Here is a 20,720-nt window from a genome sequence, read left to right as displayed (position 1 = left end):
AGGGGCGCCCAACAGCGGCGCGGGGCTGTATCGATGTGCGGCTCCGCCGCGCGAGCGCGACCAGCCCCCACGCCCCCGCAGACAAAAAACTACGCATCCCCTCCAGCGACACCGGGGTCGGCCGAAGCAACATCCAGCAACTGATACCGATCAACCGCCTGCTTCAACACAGACCGATCAACCTTCCCCTCCCGAGCCAACTCCGTCAGAACGGCCACCACGATCGACTCCGCGTCGATGTGGAAGAACCGTCGAGCCGCCCCACGCGTATCCGCGAACCCGAACCCGTCCGCACCCAGGGACTGGTACGTCCCCGGCACCCACCGAGAAATCTGATCAGGAACCGACCGCATCCAGTCGGAAACGGCCACGAACGGCCCCTCCGCCCCGCTCAACTTCCGCGTGACATAAGGAACCCGCTGCTCCTCCTCCGGGTGAAGGAGATTGTGCCGCTCCACCTCGACCGCCTCGCGCCGCAGCTCGTTCCAGGAGGTCGCGGACCACACATCGGCCCGCACATTCCAGTCCTCGGCGAGAATCCGCTGCGCCTCGATGGCCCACGGCACCGCCACACCCGACGCCATGATCTGCGCCGGAACCGTGCCCGAGGCACCCCGGCTGATGCGGTGCACGCCCTTGAGGATGCCCTCGACATCGACGTCCGCCGGCTCGGCCGGATGCTGGATCGGCTCGTTGTAGACGGTGAGGTAGTAGAAGACGTCCTCGCCGTGCGGGTGTTCCGCGTCCGAGCCGTACATCCGCCGCAACCCGTCCTGCACGATGTACGCGATCTCGTACGAGTACGCCGGGTCGTAGGCGACACAGCCAGGGTTCGTCGACGCCAGCAACTGCGAGTGCCCGTCCGCGTGTTGCAGACCTTCACCGGTCAGCGTCGTACGCCCAGCGGTCGCGCCCAGCACAAAACCGCGCGCCAACTGGTCGGCCATCTGCCAGAACTGGTCACCGGTGCGCTGGAAACCGAACATCGAGTAGAAGACGTAGACCGGGATGAGCGGCTCGCCGTGCGTGGCGTACGCCGAACCCGCAGCGATCAGCGAGGCCGTACAGCCCGCCTCCGAGATGCCGTCGTGCAGCATCTGCCCGGTCGGCGACTCCTTGTACGCGAGCAGGAGTTCACGGTCCACCGACTCGTACTGCTGGCCCAGCGGGTTGTAGATCTTCGCGCTCGGGAAGAACGAGTCCATGCCGAACGTGCGGTACTCGTCCGGCGCGATCAGCACGAATCGCTTGCCGATCTCCTTGTCCCGCATGAGGTCCTTGAGCAGCCGTACGAACGCCATGGTCGTGGCGATCGACTGCTGGCCCGAGCCCTTCTTCACACTCGCGTACGTCTTGTCCGCGGGCAGCGCCAGCGGCTTCGAGCGGACGACGCGGGTCGGGACGTAGCCGCCCAGCGCGTTGCGCCGGTCGTGCATGTACTGGATCTCCTCCGAGTTCCGGCCCGGGTGGTAGTACGGCGGCGCGCCGGACTCCAGTTCCTGGTCGGTGATCGGGAGGTGGAGGCGGTCGCGGAAGCCCTTGAGGTCGGCGACCGTCAGCTTCTTCATCTGGTGCGTGGCGTTGCGGCCCTCGAAGTTGGGGCCCAGCGTCCAGCCCTTGACCGTCTGCGCGAGGACGACGGTCGGCTGGCCCTTGTGCTCCTTGGCCGCCGCGAACGCCGCGTAGACCTTCTGGTGGTCGTGCCCGCCGCGCCCCAGGTGCAGGATCTGGTCGTCGGTCATGTTCTCGACCATCGCGCGCAGCCGGTGGTCGTGCCCGAAGAAGTGCTCGCGGATGTACGCGCCCGTCTCCGTGGCGTACGTCTGGAACTGGCCGTCCGGCGTGGTGTTGAGCTGGTTCACCAGCACGCCGTCGCGGTCCTGGGCGAGCAGCGGGTCCCAGGTGCGGTCCCAGACCAGCTTGATGACGTTCCAGCCGGCGCCCCGGAACTGTGACTCCAGCTCCTGGATGATCTTGCCGTTGCCGCGTACCGGGCCGTCGAGCCGCTGGAGGTTGCAGTTGACGACGAAGGTCAGGTTGTCCAGGCCCTCGCGCGCGGCGATCGACAGCTGGCCCAGCGACTCCGGCTCGTCCATCTCGCCGTCGCCGAGGAACGCCCATACGTGCGACTTAGACGTGTCCGCGATCCCGCGCGCCGCCATGTAGCGGTTCATCCGTGCCTGGAAGATCGCGCCGAGCGGGCCGAGGCCCATCGACACGGTCGGGAACTCCCAGAAGTCCGGCATCGACCGCGGGTGCGGGTACGAGGACAGTCCGTACGGCGCCTTCGACTTCTCCTGACGGAACGCGTCCAGCTGCTGCTCGCTGAGCCGGTCCAGGAGGAACGCGCGGGCGTAGATGCCCGGCGAGGCGTGCCCCTGGAAGAAGATCTGGTCGCCGCCGTCGCCCTCGTCCTTGCCCCGGAAGAAGTGGTTGAAGCCCACGTCGTAGAGGGAGGCGGAGGAGGCGAACGTGGCGATGTGGCCGCCGACGCCGATGCCGGGCCGCTGGGCCCTGGACACCATCACCGCGGCGTTCCAGCGGGTCGCGTTCAGGATCTTGCGCTCGATCTCCTCGTTGCCGGGGAAGAACGGCTCGTCCTTGGTGGCGATCGTGTTGACGTAGTCCGTGCTGCGCATCTCGGGCACGGCCACGCGCTTCTCGCGGGCCCGCTCGATCAGCCGGAGCATCAGATAGCGGGCCCGCTCACGGCCGCGCTGGTCCACGGCGGCGTCGAGCGAGTCGAGCCACTCCTGGGTCTCTTCGGGATCGAAGTCAGGAACCTGACTCGGAAGGCCGCCAATGATGATCGGATTGCGATCGGATCCGGAAGCCACGCTGTTCCTTACGTGTCAGAGGGGAAAACGTGTCAGAGGGGGGAGCTGCACCGTTCCCCATGGTCTACCGCAGGGCGGCAATCGTCATCTCTACCGTGAGGTAACCGTGACTCGTTTAGCAAAGTCATTCGAGTCGCGTACCCTCGGAGGGTTCTCAAACGTGCAAACCGGGCAGAACGCTGTGGTGTACGTCACCGGCGGCCGCGATAGCGTGCCTGGAGTTGCGGCGACACGGCCAGGATCGTCACCGTTTCGGCGTTCCGAATCGCCGGGTACTTGCGCGATCCGGCCCGTCCGTGTGGACTACGGCCAATGCTTCGCGCACGCGCGATGCTGGACATTCATCAAGACATGATCAGGAGGCAACCCGTGAGCGCGACCGCGGACCACGCGGAGGAGCGGACGAACCCTGCCGTCAGGCTGGGGTTCCAGCCCGAGCAGGTGGTCCAGGAGATCGGCTACGACGACGACGTAGACCAGGAACTCCGCGAGGCCATTGAAGAAGTCATCGGCAGCGACCTGGTGGACGAGGACTACGACGACGTCGCCGATGCCGTGGTGCTGTGGTTCCGCGACGAGGACGGCGACCTGACCGACGTGCTGGTGGACGCCATCTCGTACGTCGAGGAGGGCGGCTCGATCCTGCTGCTGACGCCGAAGACCGGCCGTGACGGCTACGTCGAGCCCAGCGACATCTCGGAAGCCGCCACGACCGCGGGCCTTTCCGCGGCCAAGAGCGTCAGCGTGGGCAAGGACTGGAGCGGCAGCCGGCTGGTGACGCCCAAGGCGGCCAAGTCCAAGAGGTAGTCCACGGAGGTACCTCGATCGTTGAATCCCGGACGGGCTGGCCACGCCAGCCCGTCCGTCCGCATGCGGTGATCGCTGCGTAGGGTGGTGGTCCCCGGGTGCTCTCACCCGAACGGCCCCACCGAAGGGATGCAGGACGAGATGGCGATCCAGGTCGGCGACAAGGCCCCCGATTTCGAGCTCAAGGACAACCACGGCGCCACCGTGAAGCTGTCCGACTTCCGGGGCGAGAAGAACGTGGTGCTCCTCTTCTACCCCTTCGCCTTCACCGGCGTCTGCACCGGCGAACTGTGCTCCCTGCGCGACAACCTGCCGCAGTTCACCGACCGCGACACCCAACTCCTCGCGGTCTCCAACGACTCCATCCACACCCTGCGCGTCTTCGCCGAGCAGGAGGGCCTGGAGTACCCGCTGCTCTCCGACTTCTGGCCGCACGGCAACACTTCGCGTGCCTACGGCGTCTTCGACGAGGACAAGGGCTGCGCCGTGCGCGGGACCTTCGTCATCGACAAGGAGGGCGTCGTGCGCTGGACGGTCGTCAACGGCCTGCCGGACGCGCGCGACCTCAACGAGTACGTGAAGGCGCTCGACAGCCTGTGATTGTTAGGTTCCAGAGCCTGCGAGGGTCGGGAACCCGTCACTAGGATCGAGACGTTGATCCGATACCGACGCACTACGGGGCATCCCCGCCCCTGGACACCAATGGAGGACTCGTGGGAGTCAGCCTCAGCAAGGGCGGCAACGTATCACTGACCAAGGAGGCCCCGGGCCTGACCGCGGTCATCGTCGGTCTGGGGTGGGACGTCCGCACCACCACCGGCACCGACTTCGACCTCGACGCCAGCGCACTGCTGCTGAACAGCGCGGGCAAGGTCGCCAGTGACGCGAACTTCGTCTTCTTCAACAACCTCAAGAGCCCCGACGGCTCGGTCGAGCACACCGGTGACAACACCACCGGTGAGGGCGAGGGCGACGACGAGGCGATCAAGGTGAACCTGGCGGCGGTCCCGGCCGACGTCGACAAGATCACCTTCCCCGTCTCGATCTACGACGCCGAGAACCGCCAGCAGTCCTTCGGCCAGGTCCGCAACGCGTTCATCCGCGTGGTGAACCAGGCCGGCGGCGCCGAGATCGCCCGCTACGACCTCTCCGAGGACGCCTCGACCGAGACGGCCATGGTCTTCGGCGAGCTGTACCGCAACGGCGCGGAGTGGAAGTTCCGCGCCATCGGCCAGGGCTACGCCTCGGGCCTGCGCGGCATCGCCCAGGACTTCGGCGTCAACGTCTGAGGTCCGGGCGTCTGCCGTACGGGCGTCCGGCGCACGGACGCCCGACGTACGGAGGCTTCACCGCCCGGGCGCCGCACGGTTCGCGTGCGGCGCCCGGGGGTCCCCCTGTGGGGGAGTGCAGGACAACCAAAGAAGCATCGCCTCGGGGAGGACCAGCACTATGGGCGTCACGCTCGCCAAGGGGGGCAATGTCTCCCTGTCCAAGGCCGCACCGAACCTCACGAACGTCCTGATCGGCCTCGGCTGGGACGCACGCTCCACCACCGGAGCCGACTTCGACCTCGACGCCAGCGCGCTGCTGCTGAACAGCGGCGGCCGGGTGCTCGGGGACGAGTGGTTCATCTTCTACAACCAGCTCACCAGCCCGGACGGCTCGGTCGAGCACACCGGCGACAACCTCACCGGTGAAGGCGAGGGCGACGACGAGTCGATCCTGGTCGACCTCCCGAAGGTGCCGGCCAACTGCGACAAGATCACCTTCCCGGTCTCCATCCACGACGCGGACAACCGGGGCCAGACCTTCGGCCAGGTCAGCAACGCCTTCATCCGCGTCGTCAACCAGGCCGACGGCCAGGAACTCGCCCGCTACGACCTCTCCGAGGACGCCTCCACCGAAACGGCCATGATCTTCGGCGAGCTCTACCGCTACCAGGGCGAGTGGAAGTTCAGGGCGGTGGGCCAGGGGTACGCGTCCGGACTGCGGGGCATCGCACTGGACTTCGGGGTCAACGTCTCGTAGGAGGCGCTGGGCAGGGCCGGGGGTGCCGACGGAGGTTCCGTTCCCCCGGGCTCGCCCCCCACAACAGCACACCCAGTTGATCAACGCCTTCATGTACCGCGCCGCCCTGGACCACGTGTCCCCGTTCCTCGTGATCTTCGAAGCAGTGAAGCCGCGTTGACGTCGACGGACCCCGAGACCTGCGGGTTTGCGGATGGGACGGGCCACATGTCCCGATCGGCGAAGTCTCCCCTAGACTCTGTCCGCAACGTCAAATTTTAAGTAAAGCCGAGTGCGGCGCGGGGGAGACCCGTACACACAGGGATTGGGTAGCCAGTGCTTCTGAAAACGTTCGGCTGGTCGTTCGCGGTCACCGCGCTCGGCCTTGTCGCAGCGGCGTTCTACGGGGGGTGGGAAGCCTTCGGCATCGTGGCGATCCTGGCCGTCCTGGAGATCTCGCTGTCCTTCGACAACGCGGTGGTCAACGCCGGGATCCTGAAGAAGATGTCGGCCTTCTGGCAGAAGATCTTCCTCACGGTCGGCGTCCTGATCGCCGTCTTCGGCATGCGGCTGGTGTTCCCCGTCGTCATCGTCGCCGTCACCGCCAAGATCGGTCCGATCGACGCGGTCGACCTCGCGCTCAACAACAAGGACCACTACCAGCAGCTGGTCACCGACGCCCACCCGGCGATCGCGGCCTTCGGCGGCATGTTCCTGCTGATGATCTTCCTCGACTTCATCTTCGAGGACCGTGACATCCAGTGGCTGCGCTGGATCGAGCGCCCGCTCGCCAAGCTGGGCAAGGTCGACATGCTGTCGGTCTGCATCGCCCTGATCGTCCTGCTGATCACGTCCTTCACCTTCGCGGCCCACGCCCACCAGCACGGCGGCGCGCACACCGACAAGGCGCAGACGGTGCTGATCGCCGGTATCTCCGGCCTGATCACGTACATGATCGTCGGCGGACTCTCCGGCTACTTCGAGGACAAGCTCGAAGAAGAGGAGGAGCGGGAGCATGAGGAAGAGGAAGAGGCCGCGCGCACCGGCAAGCAGCGCTCGGCGGTCGTCCTCGCCGGCCAGGCCGCGTTCTTCATGTTCCTGTACCTCGAAGTCCTCGACGCGTCCTTCTCCTTCGACGGAGTGATCGGCGCCTTCGCCATCACCAACGACATCGTGCTCATGGCCCTCGGCCTCGGCATCGGCGCGATGTACGTCCGCTCGCTGACGGTCTACCTGGTCCGTCAGGGCACCCTGGACGACTACGTCTACCTGGAGCACGGCGCCCACTACGCGATCGGCGCCCTGGCCGTGATCCTCATGGTCACCATCCAGTACCAGATCAACGAGGTCATCACCGGCCTGGTCGGCGTGGTCCTGATCGGCTGGTCCTTCTGGTCCTCGGTCCGCAGGAACAACGCCCTCGCGGAAGCCGAGGGAAAAGCAGGCTCGGACGAGAAGACTGAGGTCTCGTCCGGGGTGTGACAAGCTCCCTGGTAAGGGAACGCTCTGTTCGGGGCGGCAGACAGAGGACATGCCCTCGGTCCGCCGCCCCGACGGCTTTGTCATGCGGAATGCGGTACGTGGATGCGAACGTGGGGGCGGGAATGGGCTTCTTCGACGGAATCTGGCGGCGCGAGGCCGACTTCGACTCGGGCAGCGCGGCCAGCAACGCGATCGAACTGACCAAACGGCACCACCAGGTCTCCCTCACCAAGCAGGGCGCGGCCACCGGCAACCTCCGCGTCAACCTCACCTGGCGGATGCGGACCTCCGACATCGGCGGTCTCCAGCGCGACAGCCTGCTACGCCACCCCTTCAAGGCCCTCAAGCCCCCGGAGGTCATGGGCCACAGCCAGAGCATGGTCAACGTCGACCTGGACCTGGGCTGCCTCTACGAACTCATGGACGGCACCAAGGGCGTAGTACAACCCCTCGGCGGCCTCCTCGGCGACGTCAACTCACCCCCGTACGTGAAACTCAGCGGCGACGACCGCTTCGGCTCCGCGTCCGGCGAGACGATGTACGTCAACCTCGACCACCGCGACCAGATCAAACGCCTCCTGGTCTTCGTCTACATCTACGACCAGACCCCCGCCTTCGACCGCACCCACGCGATCGTCACGTTGTACCCCAGCAACGGCCCCCGCATCGAAATAGGCCTGGACGAACGCCACCCCCAGGCCCGCTCCTGCGCGGTAGTGATGATCGAGAACGTCAAGGGCGAGCTGGTAGTCCGCCGCGAGGTCAAGTTCGTCTACGGCTTCCAGGCAGAGCTGGACAGGCTGTACGGCTGGGGCCTGCAGTGGGGCAGGGGCTACAAAACAAAGGTGGAGCGATAGCTCCCCTTTAGGGGCGCGGGGAACTGCGCGACCAGCCCCCACCGGGCTCTCACCAAACGAACGACCGCACCCACAGTCAGATGAACTGGGGCCCTTGTGGCGGCAAACGGAAGTCAGGATCCGGCGCAGTAGCAACAGGCACCGGCTGCGGATACCCATACGTCCCCGCCGGCGCGGTCTGCGGATACCCATACGCAGGCTGAGTCACGGGCTCCTCAGACGGGGGGTACCCATACCCGGACTGCACCGGAACCGCCGGAGGCAACTGCACCGGAACCGCCGGAGGCAACGGCTGCGAGACCTCCGGAACGGCCCCCGCACCCACCCCCTCCGACTCGTCCACCGTGATCCCGAAGTCCATCGCGAGCCCACGCAACCCGTTCGCGTACCCCTCGCCCAGCGCCCGGAACTTCCACCCGTCCCCGCGCCGGTACAACTCGCCGCAGATCAGCGCGGTCTCCTCGCCGGTCTCCGGCTTGATGTCGAAATACAGCAGCGGCTCACCCTCGGCGACGGCCGCGTCGTACAGCAGGATGCGCAGTCCCTTTACGTGGTCGAAGGTGACCTCGTCCGCCGAAGCGACCACGAGAATCCGGCTGACCTCGGGCTCGACACCGGCGAGATCTGTCTGGATCGTGTCGGTGGGACCCTCCGCGACCCGCTTCTTGCCGAGCCACCAGACCTTCCCGGAGGGGTGCCGGGGCTGGTTGTAGAAGACGAAGTCCTCGTCGGAACGCACCTGACCGGCGGGGCCGAGGAGCAGCGCCGAGGCGTCGACGTCAGGGGCCCCCTGCCCGGGGGCCCAGCGCAGCACGGCACGTACCGTGGTGGCCTCCAGCGGGACGTTCGACCCCTTCAGCATCGCGTGCGTCATGCGGTCATCCTGCCCTCTCGGTCCTGGTCACGACAACGTGGGGGTTCGGACACCGACACGGCCGAGTTACCTGAAGTTCATGCCCGGCGGGAACCCCTGACATGGGTTTGTACGTACTATTACCGGCCACCTATCGAAAACACTCACGAACCACAACGGCACCACGGGGGAGCTTTATGCGTCATTTCGGGCACATTGCCCCTGAGGTACGGCAGCGTCTCTTCTTCCAGGAGCCGTGCGAGTTCGACGCGGACTCCCCGGCCCGGCTGCTCGCCGCGGCCCTGGGCGCCACGCTCTACAGCCCGGCCACCCGCCCCCACCTCGCCGACGACATCGTCAAGCTGGCGGGCCGCGGCGTGGTGTCGATGGTGCTCTGCCTGGAGGACTCGATCGGCGACGAGGACGTTCCCGCCGCCGAGGAGAACCTGGTCCAGCAGTTCACCGAGCTGGCCGCCCGCCCGGACGCCGAGCTCCCGTTGCTGTTCATCCGGGTCCGCGTGCCCGAACAGATCCCCGATCTCGTACGCCGCATGGGCCCGGCCGTAGAGCTGCTCTCCGGCTTTGTGATGCCGAAGTTCACCGAGGAGAGCGGCACCCCCTTCCTGGAGGCGCTGGCCGCCGCGGAGGCGGCGAGCGGGCACCGGCTGTTCGGGATGCCGGTCCTGGAGTCGCCCGAGCTGCTGTACCGCGAGTCGCGCGTCGAGACCCTGGAGGGCATCTCCCGCGCGGTCGACAAGTACCGCGACCGCGTCCTCGCCCTGCGCCTGGGCGTCACGGACTTCTGCTCCTCCTACGGCCTCCGCCGTGCCTCCGACATGACGGCCTACGACGTCCAGATCGTCGCCAACGTGATCGGCGACGTGGTGAACATGCTGGGCCGCGCCGACGGCACCGGCTTCACGGTGACCGGCCCGGTGTGGGAGTACTTCCGGGTCCAGGAGCGCATGTTCAAGCCGCAGCTGCGCCGCAGCCCCTTCCTGGAGGGCCAGGCGGAGGAGCTGCGCGAGGCGCTGATCGAGCACGCGATGGACGGCCTGCTGCGCGAGATCGCCCTCGACCAGGCCAACGGGCTGCTGGGCAAGACCTGCATCCACCCCACCCACGTGCTGCCCGTGCACGCGCTGTCCGTGGTCAGCCACGAGGAGTTCTGCGACGCGCAGGACATCCTGCGGCCGGAGCGGGGCGGCGGGGGCGTGCTGCGCTCGGCGTACACGAACAAGATGAACGAGGTGAAGCCGCACCGCGCCTGGGCCGAGCGGACGATGCTGCGCGCCGAGATCTTCGGGGTCGCACGCGAGGACGTCGGCTTCGTGGAGCTGCTCGCCGCCGGAATTCCCGGCTGAATCGCAAGGGACGCATGAACAAGGCAGTGAACGACGGGGTCTGGTCGGGCAGTTGGGTCGCGGAGCGGCTCGGTGTCGAACTGCTCGGCGACCCCGAGCTGACCAACCTCCTGGGCCTGGCCCTCCGCCGCAACCCCAAGCGGGCCCACCTCCTCGTGTCGAACGTACTGGGCAAGCACGTCCCCCAGTCCCCGTCGATCGTCTACGGCTACGGCTTCACCCTGGGCCGGCGGGTACGCGAACTCCTCGGCACGGAGGAATCCGCCCGTTCGGTGGTCCTCGGCTACGCGGAGACGGCGACGGGCCTGGGCCACGCGGTCGCCGACGGCATCGCGGTCGCCCCCTACCTCCACTCGACCCGCCGCCCGGTACCCGGCGTGGCGACAGCAGGCGGCTTCGAGGAGTCCCACTCCCACGCGACGTCGCATCTGTTGCTGCCCGAGAACCCCGAACTCCTCTCCGGCGAGGGCCCGTTGGTCCTCGTGGACGACGAGTTCTCCACGGGCAACACGGTCCTGAACACGATCCGCGACCTGCACGAGCGGTACCCACGGGGCCGGTACGTGGTCGTCGCCCTGGTGGACATGCGCTCGGCGGCGGACGCGGGGCGGCTGGACGAGTTCGCGGCGGAGATCGGCGCGAGGGTGGACCTGGTGGCAGCGGCGTCCGGCACGGTTCGCCTGCCGGCGGGGGTGCTGGAAAAGGGCCAGGAGTTGGTGGCGCGGTACGAGGCGGGGGGTGCCGGGGCCGGCGGTTCGTCGTCTGCGGCGGCGTCTGGGCTGGTCGCGCAGTTCCCCGCGCCCCTGAAAGACGACGAGTCAGGGGGTGCCGGGACAGGTGGTCAGTCGTCTGCTGCGTCGGCGCGGCTGGTCGCGCAGTTCCCCGCGCCACTGAAAGGCGACGAGTCAGGGGGTGCCGGGACAGGTGGTCAGTCGTCTGCTGCGTCGGCGCGGCTGGTCGCGCAGTTCCCCGCGCCCCTGAAAGACGAGGGCGTCGGCGGGGCCGCGACCACAGAAGTCGGGCCGAGCATCGAAACCGCCTCCAGCCCCAACCCCCCAGGGGCGCGGGGAACTGCGCGACCAGCCCCCACCCACCCGCACCCGACCCACAACCGAATCACCCAAGTCGGACTCCGCTGGCCCCACCACCTCCCCGATGGTGGACGCCACGGCTTTACCCCCGCCCATCGAATACGCCTGGAACAAGCCCTCCCGGCGATGGCAGCCCGCCTCGCCGAAGCCCTCCCGGAGGGCGCGCACCGCGTGCACATCCTCGGCTTCGAAGAGCTGATGTACGCCCCCCTCCGCCTCGCCCGCGAACTGGAACAGATCGTCGACGCCGGCGTCACTTACTCCACCACCACCCGCTCACCCGTCCTCGCCGTGGACGACCCGGGCTACGCAATCCGCTCACGCCTGACCTTCCCCGCCCACGACACCCCCGCGGACGGCCCGGGCGACCGCTACGCCTACAACATCGCCGGCGCCGACTTCGACGCCGTGGTGGCGGTGGTCGACTCCCGCGCCGACACCCCCGAACTCCACGCCCCGAACGGCCTGTTGGCGAGGCTCGCCGAACACACCCCGCACGTCGTCCTCGCGGTCGTGCCGTCGTACGTCCCCGAAAGGCCCGCCATGCTCCCCGACCCCCTCCGCGGCCCCGCCTTCTCCTCGTACGCACCGGAAGAGGTCGGCTGGCTGCTGCAGGACCTCTCGGACGTGACGCTGGAGGCGCCGACCGAGGAGCGCGAGGAGGCCATCCAGAGCGGCGGCGCCCACTACGCGGAGTCGCTCCCGGTGGAGTACCAGCCGAGCGAGCAGTATCAACAGCTGTTCCACACCGCCCTGGACGAGGCCGCCGACCGCCTCGCCCTGGCCGTCGGGGCAGTCACCGAACTCGTCCTCGCCGAACGCTCACCGCACCCCGTCCTCGTCTCGCTCGCCCGCGCCGGCACCCCCGTAGGCGTCCTGATGCGCCGCTGGGCCCAGCACCGCCACGGTCTCGACCTCCCGCACTACGCCGTGTCGATCGTGCGCGGCCGCGGCATCGACGCCAACGCGCTCCGCTGGCTCGCCGCCCACCACGACCCCGCCGACGTCGTGTTCGTCGACGGCTGGACCGGCAAGGGCGCCATCACCCGCGAACTCACCGAGGCGATCAGGGAGTTCGAGGAGTCCGACGGCATCACCGGCTTCGACCCGGAGATCGCGGTACTCGCCGACCCCGGTTCCTGCGTGAAGACGTACGGCACCCGCGAGGACTTCCTCATCCCCTCCGCGTGCCTCAACTCGACCGTGTCGGGCCTGATTTCACGTACGGTGCTCCGCTCGGACCTGGTCGGCCCGCACGACTTCCACGGCGCGAAGTTCTACCGCGAACTTGCCGGCGCGGACGTCTCCGTGGACTTCCTGGACGCCGTGGCCGCCCGCTTCCCGGAGGTCACGGACGCGGTGACCGTCCTCGCCAAGGAACTGCTCGCCGCCGACCGCACCCCAACCTGGGAGGGCTGGGCGGCAGTTGAGCGGATCAGCGAGGAGTACGGCATCCACGACGTGAACCTCGTCAAGCCGGGTGTCGGCGAGACCACCCGCGTGCTGCTGCGCCGCGTGCCGTGGAAGATCCTCGCGCGGGCCGGCGCCGGTGCCGACCTCGACCACGTCAGACTCCTCGCCGAGCAGCGGGGCGTGCCCGTCGAGGAGGTGGCCGAACTGCCGTACACCTGCGTGGGGTTGATCCACCCCAAGTACACGCGCGGTGCGACCGGTGCCGACGGCAAGGCGGTGGCGGTCTGATGCCGGTACTCGTCGCTAGCGACCTCGACCGTACGCTCATCTACTCCTCGGCCGCCCTCGCCCTGACCATGCCGGACGCGCAGGCGCCCCGGCTGCTCTGCGTCGAGGTGCACGAGAGCAAGCCGCTGTCCTTCATGACGGAGACATCGGCCCAACTCCTCACCGAACTCGGCGAACTCGGTGCCGCGGCCGTCTTCGTACCGACCACCACCCGCACCCGCAAGCAGTACCAGCGCATCAACCTGCCCGGCCCGCAACCGAAGTTCGCGATCTGCGCCAACGGCGGCCACCTCCTCGTCGACGGCGTGACGGACGAGGACTGGCACGCCGGAGTACAGGCGAAGCTGGCCGCCGAGTGCGCCCCCCTGGAGGAGGTCCGCCAGTACCTGGCCGACTCCGCCGACCCGGCCTGGGTACGCAAGCACCGCGTCGCCGAGGACCTCTTCGCCTACCTCGTCGTGGAGCGCGACCTTCTCCCCGAGGAGTGGGTGAAGGAACTTGCGGTCTGGGCCGAGAACCGAGGCTGGACGGTGTCGTTGCAGGGCCGCAAGATCTACGCCGTCCCCAAGCCCCTCACCAAGAGCGCCGCCATGCGAGAGGTGGCCCACCGCACCAACACCACCCTGACCCTGGCCGCAGGCGACTCCCTCCTGGACGCCGACCTCCTCCTGGCAGCAGACAGATCTTGGCGCCCGGGCCACGGCGAACTGGCAGACGAGGCGTGGACGGCCCCCAACGTCACAGCCCTACCGGAGCGGGGAGTACTGGCGGGGGAGCGCATCCTCCGGGAGTTCTTGGCAGGGACGCGAACCCCGACTTCCTAGGGGCGCGGGGAACTGCGCGACCAGCCACAACGCACCCGCACCCGACAACGCACAGGCTTTGCCTAGCCGCAGCACCCTCCACCACAACACCCGCCCCCTCCGCCCGCTCCAGGCGAGGGGGCGGCCGCAGCCCCGCCCACGGCAACGGCGGACAGCAACTTCACCGTGTCGTCGTGCCCCGAAGGGCAGTCCGCGGGCGCGGAGGACTCCGCCATGGGGCGGCTGACTTCGAACGTGGTCCCACAGGTCCGGCAGCGGTACTCATAGCGAGGCATGGCATCAGGCTAACCCCCACCTCACATGAGTACGGCACCTTGTTTTTTCATGAAGGTTTCGGCTGTGTCCTGTTCTGTCGTTTTCTTATATGGAGAACTTGCGAAGACCACTGGTAATTTGAGGGCGCCGCGTGATCTGTGAGGCCGGGGGGAACCGGGATTTGCAGTCGCGTCCGCGGCAACCGTTTCAGACCCTCGTACGTCAATGCGTCTGCCTGTGCGAGCAATACGGAGTGCGGAGGGGAGTCGCGTCGTGACCCACGAGGGGGACGGGGAGGAGCGCCAGGCACCGGACGAGACCATGCAGTTGAAGCTCCCCGCCGGGTTCAGGCCGGACGAGACCATGCAGCTGCGGTTGTCCGATCTGGAGATACCCAAGGGGCCCGAGATACCCGAGGGGGAGACGAAACCGGTACGCCACCGGGGGCGCAATGCCCACCGTGCATCCCTCCGCAGCCGTCTCTCCCGCCTCGCCGCGCTCCTCCGCACCCGCTTCGCCCCGGTCACCGCCCGCCTCGCCCCGGCCGTGATCTTCCTCACGCCGTACGTCCGGAAGCTGCGCCCGCAGTACCCGCGCCCCGGCCGTACCGACTGGCGCCGCTGGATACCCTCCTGGCGGCAGTCGGTGGGGGGTGTCGTCGCCGCCATCGGCCTCAGCGGACTGTTCCTCGTCGTCGCCTACGCGGCCACCGACATCCCCTCGAACCTCAACACGTACGCGACCCAGCAGGACAACGTGTACTTCTGGTCCGACGGGACGCCCATGGCCCGGACCGGCTGGGTGCAGCGGCAGGCGATGCCGCTCAAGGACATCCCGACCGACGTCCGCTGGGCGGTCCTCGCGGCGGAGAACGAGAGCTTCTACAGCGACCCCGGCATCTCCATGAAGGGCATCGCCCGCGCCCTCTACCGCACGGTCGGCGAGGGGGACACCGAGGGCGGCTCGACGATCACCCAGCAGTATGTGAAGAACGTCTATCTGACCCAGAACCAGACGGTGAGCCGCAAGTTCACCGAGGCGATGATCTCCCTCAAGCTCGACAACAAGATGAGCAAGGACAAGATCCTTGAGGGCTATCTCAACACCAGTTGGTTCGGCCGCGGCACCTACGGTCTGCAGCGCGCCTCGCAGGCGTACTACGGCAAGGACGTCAGCCAGCTCAACGCCAGCCAAGGCGCCTTCCTGGCCTCGCTGTTGAAGGGCGCGGGCCTCTACGACCCGACGCTCAGCAAGGCCAACCACGCCCGGGCGGTGGCCCGTTGGTCGTGGATCCTCGACCGCATGGTGAAGATCGGCAAGTTGTCGCCGGCCGAGCGCGCCACGTACAAGACCTTCCCCGAGCCGCTGAAGCAGTCGAAGACCTACGACACCGGCAAGCAGAGCGACTACCTGGTCGAACTCGCCACGCAGTACGCGAAGAAGACCGCGCACATCTCGGACAAGGACTTCGACCTCGGCGGCTACCAGATCTACACGACCTTCGACCGCAAGCGCGAGACCGAGCTGACCGACGCCGTCACCAAGGCCCGCAAGGACGCGCAGAGCAAGAACCCCGGCACGGCCAAGTCCGCCCACTACGGCGCCTCTTCGGTCGCCTCCGACGGCCGTATCCTCGCCGTCTACGGCGGTCCCGACCACCGTACGCAGGGCTTCAACGAGTCCAACGCGACCACTGTGCCCGCCGGTTCGGCCTTCGAGCCGTTCGTCTATGCCGCCGCCCTGGAGCACGGGGTCACCAAGACCCGTGGCAGACCGCCGACTTCGGTCACCCCGGACACGCTGTACGACGGGGACGACGCCGTACCGGTCACCACGCCCGAGGGGCCGTACTGGGACCGCAGCGGCAAGAAGGTCGCCGCGCACAACGACGGCAAGAAGTCGTACGGGCAGATCAGTCTGCGCCAGGCCCTCGCGCAGTCCGTGAACACGCCGTTCATGCAGCTGGGCATGGACACCGGCCTGACGACGGTACGGAAGACCGCCGAGGACGCCGGCCTGCTCTCCTCCAGTTTCGGGGCCCAGGTACCCGCGCTGTCGCTGGGCAATGCCACGCCCAGTGCCTTGCGCATGGCGAGCGCGTACGGCACGTTCGACGCCGGGGGCGTCCACACCGAGCCGTACTCGGTCCGCCGTATCACCCGGAACGGCGCCGCGGTCGCCCTGGAGCGGCCGGAGCCGGTGCGGGCGATGAGCAAGACCACCGCGAGCGAGGTGACGGACGCGCTCACGGACTCCTTCGGTCTCGCGCATCCCACCGCCGCCAAGACCGCGGGAACCGAGGTGGCGGGCAAGACCGGCACCACCCAGGACGACACCGCGGCCTGGTACGTCGGGACGGCCAAGTCCGTGTCGACCGCCGTCGTCGTCTACCGCATCGATCTGAGCAAGAGCCTGGAACCGCTGCCACTGAAGGGAGTTTCCGGCACCCCGGCAACCGACGTCCCCTACGGCATCTGGTCGAGAGCCATGACCCCGCTCGGCTGACCACCGCAGCGACCCCGCCACCTCCTCGCAGAATGAGCCGCCCATGAAGCCTCGGACGAAGGCACCGTCCGGCCGCCGCCGCAGAGCCCCTGAACCGCGTCCTCGGCGTACCCCCAAGCCCGGGTTCCTCACCCTGGCCGTGTTCCTCGTCGTCGCCTCGCTGGTGACCGGGTATCTGGCGCTGAACCGGGACAACACGGCGCCCACCGCGTCGGCCGGCAAGAACGCCGAGCCGAAGTCGACGAAGGAACCCGTGTGGGACGGCAAGACGCAGGTGCTGGGGGACGGCTCGACCTCGTACACGGGGCCGCAGAAGGACCAGTTGAAGGCGGTGCCGCTCAAGCCCGGTGAGAAACCGCCCCAGTTCGTGGTCTTCTCCTGGGACGGGGCGCTTCAGGGGGACGACAAACTCTTCTCGCACTACCGGGAGATGGCGAAGGAGTACAACGCCCACATGACCTTCTTCCTCACGGGTATCTATCTGCTGCCCAAGAGCAAGAGGGACCTGTACCACCCGCCGATGCACCCGGTGGGCTCGGCCGCGATCGACTTCCCCACCGACCAGCACATCCGGGACACGCTGGAGCAACTCCGCCTGGCCTACGAGCAGGGCAACGACATCGGCACCCACTTCAACGGCCACTTCTGCGAGGCCAAGGGCGGCGGTGACTGGAGCGTCGCGCAGTGGAAGAGCGAGATCGACCAGTTCTTCTCCTTCGTGGAGAACTGGAAGACCAACACCGGCTACACCGACATCCCGGCCCTGCCCTTCGACTTCAAGAAGGAGGTCGTCGGCGGCCGCGCTCCGTGCCTGGAGGGCCAGCCCAACCTCCTGAAGGCGCTGAAGGGTTACGGCTGGAAGTACGACGCCAGCTCCCCGGGCGACTTCCAGATATGGCCCACCAAGAAGGACGGTCTCTGGGACTTCCCGCTCGAACTGCTCCCCTACGGGGACAACATCCAGGCCCTGTCGATGGACTTCAACTTCCTCTACAACCAGTCGGGCGGCGCCACTCAGGGCGACCCGTCGAAGTTCGCCGACTGGGAGAAGAAGACGGTCGACTCGTACATGGCCGGTTTCAACCGCGTCTACTACGGCAGCCGGGCGCCCCTGTTCATCGGGAACCACTTCGAGAACTGGAACGGCAGCATCTACATGAAGGCGATCGACACGATCATCCCGAAGATCTGCACCAAGAAGGGCGTCAAGTGCGTGTCCTTCAGGGAGCTTTCGGACTGGATGGACGTTCAGTCGCCGCAGACTTTGCAGCAGTTGCGCAGCCTGGACCCGGCGCAGTCGCCGGACTGGTCCACGGTGGTCAAGTGACCTCTCGGGACTGGTGAACTGACCAAGTGCAACCCCCTTCACAGGAGCCACACATGGCGTGCGAAGATGCCCTCGCCCGGTAGGCGTACCGGCGTAGAGGGGAACACCATTGAAATCCAGAAAACTGAGCCGTAAGCGGAGCCGTACGGCCATAATCTCGGCGGCCGCCGCCTCGGTCGTCGCCGGCGTCGCCCTCGTGCCCAACTGGAGCGCGGGCGCGGCCGTCGTCGACGACCCGACTGTGAACGCCGCGACCAAGGCGACCTTCCAGAAGCTGGCCGACGCGGTCTTCACCGACCGAACCCAGGCGCTCGTCCACGGGGCCACGACGAAGCAGAGCACCTCGCGCTTCTCCGGCGACGTCCGCCTCTCCAGCACCCAGTCGCGCGACGAGAAGTCGGCGCTCAGCCAGCTGCGCGGCCGCCAGAGCAGCATCGCGAAGCTCGGCGAGACGTACAGCACGGGCACCACCAAGGTCACGCTGGACGCGACCCGGGTGACCGGCCGCACGGCCAAGGCCGACGTCACCGAGACGACCACGCTGACGTACGCGAAGGCCACGGGGAACGAGCCGAAGACCACCGGCTTCCAGGCCCACCACGAACTGACCTTCAAGGCCGACCAGCAGGGCACCTGGCAGCTCTCGAACATCCAGGACACGGACACCGGCGGCCTCGCGGTCAACACGGTGGCCAAGCCCGCGGTCAAGGCGTCGCCCGCCCCGGCCGACGACGGCAACACCACGCCGGACGCGCCGCGCGCGGCCACCACCCGCAACCCGGTGGCGGTCCCGAAGACGAGCACGACGTACGACTACAAGGCGATGGCGGCATACGCCGAGAAGTACTGGAACGTCTACAACACGGCCTACCCGGACTTCAACGGCCACGCGGACGGCGGCGACTGCACCAACTTCGTCAGCCAGTCCCTGAAGGCCGGCGGCTGGAAGCACGTCCCGGGCTATGTCTACGACTACACGAAGTGGTTCGGCACCGCGGACATCCAGTCGGACTCCTTCGTCGGCGTCAACGAGTGGTCCTGGTTCGCGCAGAACTCCAAGCGCACCACCCCGCTGGCGAACGTCTACCAGTTGGAGGTCGGCGACGTCCTCCAGATGGACTTCGACCGTGACGGCGCCAAGGACCACACGATGATCGTGACGGCCAAGAGCAACGGCATCCCGTACGTCACATACCACTCGAACAACACCCTGCGCAGGTCGGTGGCGAGCCTCATCGCGTCGTACCCGAACGCGTACTACTACGCGTACCGCACCTGATCCGCACCGCTTTCCTGTCGGCCCCCCGTCGCTTCCTCCGGTACGCGACCGGGGGCCGATGCGTGTTCAGTGCCCGGGGGTTCCGCGTTCCTCGCGGATCTGGCCGACCACCCGCGCGACCGTCTGCCGTACGGACTCCGTCTCCGTCAGGAAGTGCCAGTAGTCGGGGTGGCGGCCCTCCAGGGTGGCGATGGCGCGGTCGAGGCGGGCCACGGCGTCGTCGAGGGGGCGGGCGTGGCGGGGGTCGGGTGTGGTGCGGCCGGACATCGCGAGGCGTTGGGCGTCGCGGATGGCGAAGCGGGTGCGGTCGATCTCCTGCTGGGGGTCCTTCTGTACGGCGTTCAGCCGGCGCAGTCGGTCACCGGCGGCCGAGACGGCCTCGTCGGTGGTGTTCAGCAGGGCCCGGACGGTCGACAGCAGGGACGTGGCGTCCGGCCAGCGCTGCGCGTCCCGGGCGGCCTGCGCCTCCTTCAGCTTCAGCTCGGCCTGTCGTACGTTCTCGCCGGCCTGGTCGGGGACGTGCTGGAGGTCCTGCCAGCAGGCGGCGGAGAAGCGCCGCCGCAGTTCGCTGAGCACCGGGTCGACCTGACCGGCGCGGGTGGTGAGGGCCTGGGCGCGGGTGCGGAGGGAGACCAGCCGGTGGTCGATCTCGGCGGCCCGCTCGGGCAGCCCGGCGGCCTCGGCCCTGATCGCCTCGGCCTCCCGGGCGACCTGCGTGGCCCGCTCCAGGGTCTGCGGTACGCCGTGCTGCCCGGCCCCCTGGTTCAGCTTCGTCAGCTCCGGCCCGAGCGCGGCGAGCCGGGCGGCGAGAGCGTCGGCCCGCAGCCCCGACGCCCGTACGGCGTCCAGGGCGTTGGAGGCGGCGAGCAGTGCCTGCCGGGCCCGCTCGACGGCGGGCGCCAGCCGGGCGAGCTGGGTCTCGGCCTTGCCGAGCAGCGGGCCGAGCCCGTTCTCGAACCGGTCCAGTTCCTGCTTGACCTGCCCCAACTGGTCCTTGGCGGCGGTCAGTTCGGTGCGGGCGCGGTTCGCGGCGGCGGCCTCCAGGTCGTCCCGGTCGAGGTCGTGCGCGTCGACGGCGTTGATGTACCGGCCGCTGGCCTCGTCGATACGCCGGCCGAGCGCCTCGAAGTCGGTGACCGCGCGGCGGGCGGCCGGCGAGTCGTCGACCGCGGTGATGGTGTCTATCGAGATCCGCAGATCCCGCTGGGCGGTGTCCAGCTCGTAGAACGCGGCGGCCGCCGCGTCCTTCGCCGCCTGCGCCTCGGCCCGCTGACTCTCCGCCCGCCCGCCGAACCAGCGCCGGGTGCCGCCACCGGCGAACGTGGCCGACAGGGTGAGCGCGGCGAGCAGCGGCAGACCCACCAGCGTCAGGGTGTCGCGGGCGGCACGGCCGACGGCGGAACCGCGCCCGGGCCGGGGCCGTGTGAGCGGCGAATACGGCTGCGCTGGTGTCGCCGTCACATCCCTCTCCCGTGTCTTCCATCCTGACCGCTGTCATTCTCCCACCGGTAGAGGACGAACACACGGGCCG

16 protein-coding genes are annotated in these 20,720 nt (G+C 68.2%); 12 read left to right on the top strand and 4 right to left on the bottom strand.

Features of this window, described 5'->3' with window-relative positions:
• Positions 1–89: 89 nt before the first annotated feature.
• On the bottom strand, positions 90–2,837 hold the full coding sequence (gene aceE, locus ACIBK4_RS11255; protein ID WP_398994312.1) for a pyruvate dehydrogenase (acetyl-transferring), homodimeric type: 2,748 nt from the start codon (positions 2,835–2,837) through the stop codon (positions 90–92).
• A gap of 369 nt (positions 2,838–3,206) precedes the next feature.
• On the opposite strand from aceE, the gene ACIBK4_RS11250 reads away from it, so the two are divergent.
• The 6 genes from ACIBK4_RS11250 to ACIBK4_RS11225 all read left to right on the top strand — a co-directional run bounded on the left by ACIBK4_RS11250 (position 3,207) and on the right by ACIBK4_RS11225 (position 7,990).
• The gene (locus ACIBK4_RS11250; protein WP_019060358.1) at positions 3,207–3,644 is read left to right on the top strand and encodes a DUF3052 domain-containing protein; all 438 of its coding nucleotides are present in this window, start codon (positions 3,207–3,209) and stop codon (positions 3,642–3,644) included.
• A 141-nt stretch (positions 3,645–3,785) separates the two neighbouring features.
• On the top strand, positions 3,786–4,244 hold the full coding sequence (locus tag ACIBK4_RS11245; protein ID WP_318016088.1) for a peroxiredoxin: 459 nt from the start codon (positions 3,786–3,788) through the stop codon (positions 4,242–4,244).
• Between the two features lie 113 nt (positions 4,245–4,357).
• Positions 4,358–4,933: a TerD family protein gene (locus ACIBK4_RS11240; RefSeq protein WP_019060360.1), complete on the top strand. Its 576-nt coding sequence runs from the start codon at positions 4,358–4,360 to the stop codon at positions 4,931–4,933.
• Positions 4,934–5,093: 160 nt separating this feature from the next.
• On the top strand, positions 5,094–5,672 hold the full coding sequence (locus ACIBK4_RS11235; RefSeq protein WP_366436119.1) for a TerD family protein: 579 nt from the start codon (positions 5,094–5,096) through the stop codon (positions 5,670–5,672).
• 315 nt (positions 5,673–5,987) lie between these two features.
• Positions 5,988–7,133, top strand: coding sequence for a DUF475 domain-containing protein (locus ACIBK4_RS11230; RefSeq protein ID WP_201051735.1), 1,146 nt, complete (start codon positions 5,988–5,990; stop codon positions 7,131–7,133).
• A 122-nt stretch (positions 7,134–7,255) separates the two neighbouring features.
• Complete coding sequence (locus tag ACIBK4_RS11225) at positions 7,256–7,990, top strand: Tellurium resistance (RefSeq protein WP_033286889.1); 735 nt, start codon at positions 7,256–7,258, stop codon at positions 7,988–7,990.
• A 76-nt stretch (positions 7,991–8,066) separates the two neighbouring features.
• Here the strand turns inward: ACIBK4_RS11225 and ACIBK4_RS11220 are convergent, their stop codons facing one another.
• Positions 8,067–8,864 (bottom strand): TerD family protein, encoded by a 798-nt coding sequence (locus tag ACIBK4_RS11220; protein ID WP_398994308.1) that lies wholly within the window; start codon positions 8,862–8,864, stop codon positions 8,067–8,069.
• Between the two features lie 176 nt (positions 8,865–9,040).
• On the opposite strand from ACIBK4_RS11220, the gene ACIBK4_RS11215 reads away from it, so the two are divergent.
• From ACIBK4_RS11215 to ACIBK4_RS11205, 3 genes are read left to right on the top strand one after another with little or no spacing between them, the layout of a single operon-like run.
• Positions 9,041–10,207, top strand: a complete 1,167-nt coding sequence (locus tag ACIBK4_RS11215; protein ID WP_398994306.1) for an HpcH/HpaI aldolase/citrate lyase family protein — start codon at positions 9,041–9,043, stop codon at positions 10,205–10,207.
• 14 nt (positions 10,208–10,221) lie between these two features.
• Positions 10,222–12,999, top strand: a complete 2,778-nt coding sequence (locus ACIBK4_RS11210) for a phosphoribosyltransferase (RefSeq protein WP_398994304.1) — start codon at positions 10,222–10,224, stop codon at positions 12,997–12,999.
• Positions 12,999–13,823: an HAD family hydrolase gene (locus ACIBK4_RS11205; protein ID WP_398994303.1), complete on the top strand. Its 825-nt coding sequence runs from the start codon at positions 12,999–13,001 to the stop codon at positions 13,821–13,823. Before ACIBK4_RS11210 ends, ACIBK4_RS11205 begins: the two co-directional genes overlap by 1 nt.
• A 62-nt stretch (positions 13,824–13,885) precedes the next feature.
• On the opposite strand, the gene ACIBK4_RS11200 is transcribed toward ACIBK4_RS11205, so the two are convergent.
• Positions 13,886–14,098, bottom strand: coding sequence for a zinc ribbon domain-containing protein (locus tag ACIBK4_RS11200; RefSeq protein ID WP_398994301.1), 213 nt, complete (start codon positions 14,096–14,098; stop codon positions 13,886–13,888).
• 253 nt (positions 14,099–14,351) lie between these two features.
• On the opposite strand from ACIBK4_RS11200, the gene ACIBK4_RS11195 reads away from it, so the two are divergent.
• From ACIBK4_RS11195 to ACIBK4_RS11185, 3 genes are all read left to right on the top strand, one after another.
• Positions 14,352–16,583: a transglycosylase domain-containing protein gene (locus tag ACIBK4_RS11195; RefSeq protein WP_398994299.1), complete on the top strand. Its 2,232-nt coding sequence runs from the start codon at positions 14,352–14,354 to the stop codon at positions 16,581–16,583.
• A 43-nt stretch (positions 16,584–16,626) separates the two neighbouring features.
• Positions 16,627–17,910: a hypothetical protein gene (locus ACIBK4_RS11190; protein ID WP_398994297.1), complete on the top strand. Its 1,284-nt coding sequence runs from the start codon at positions 16,627–16,629 to the stop codon at positions 17,908–17,910.
• 109 nt (positions 17,911–18,019) lie between these two features.
• The gene (locus tag ACIBK4_RS11185; protein ID WP_398994295.1) at positions 18,020–19,189 is read left to right on the top strand and encodes an amidase domain-containing protein; all 1,170 of its coding nucleotides are present in this window, start codon (positions 18,020–18,022) and stop codon (positions 19,187–19,189) included.
• Positions 19,190–19,255: 66 nt separating this feature from the next.
• Here ACIBK4_RS11185 and ACIBK4_RS11180 read toward each other — a convergent pair whose 3' ends face one another.
• Positions 19,256–20,650, bottom strand: a complete 1,395-nt coding sequence (locus ACIBK4_RS11180; protein WP_398994293.1) for a hypothetical protein — start codon at positions 20,648–20,650, stop codon at positions 19,256–19,258.
• Positions 20,651–20,720: the final 70 nt, after the last annotated feature.

It is taken from the genome of Streptomyces sp. NPDC050528, from assembly GCF_044457795.1.
Lineage (GTDB): Bacteria > Actinomycetota > Actinomycetes > Streptomycetales > Streptomycetaceae > Streptomyces.
This window is presented reverse-complemented; position numbering and strand designations above follow the sequence as displayed.

Bases quoted from the DNA above. Each gene is read 5' to 3' on its own strand.
- ACIBK4_RS11225 (WP_033286889.1), top strand. From the start codon at position 7,256: ATGGGCTTCTTCGACGGAATCTGGCGGCGCGAGGCCGACTTCGACTCG.
- ACIBK4_RS11205 (WP_398994303.1), top strand. From the start codon at position 12,999: ATGCCGGTACTCGTCGCTAGCGACCTCGACCGTACGCTCATCTACTCC.
- ACIBK4_RS11210 (WP_398994304.1), top strand. From the start codon at position 10,222: ATGAACAAGGCAGTGAACGACGGGGTCTGGTCGGGCAGTTGGGTCGCG.
- ACIBK4_RS11220 (WP_398994308.1), bottom strand. From the start codon at position 8,864: ATGACGCACGCGATGCTGAAGGGGTCGAACGTCCCGCTGGAGGCCACC.
- ACIBK4_RS11215 (WP_398994306.1), top strand. From the start codon at position 9,041: ATGCGTCATTTCGGGCACATTGCCCCTGAGGTACGGCAGCGTCTCTTC.
- ACIBK4_RS11190 (WP_398994297.1), top strand. From the start codon at position 16,627: ATGAAGCCTCGGACGAAGGCACCGTCCGGCCGCCGCCGCAGAGCCCCT.
- ACIBK4_RS11200 (WP_398994301.1), bottom strand. From the start codon at position 14,098: ATGCCTCGCTATGAGTACCGCTGCCGGACCTGTGGGACCACGTTCGAA.
- ACIBK4_RS11245 (WP_318016088.1), top strand. From the start codon at position 3,786: ATGGCGATCCAGGTCGGCGACAAGGCCCCCGATTTCGAGCTCAAGGAC.
- ACIBK4_RS11235 (WP_366436119.1), top strand. From the start codon at position 5,094: ATGGGCGTCACGCTCGCCAAGGGGGGCAATGTCTCCCTGTCCAAGGCC.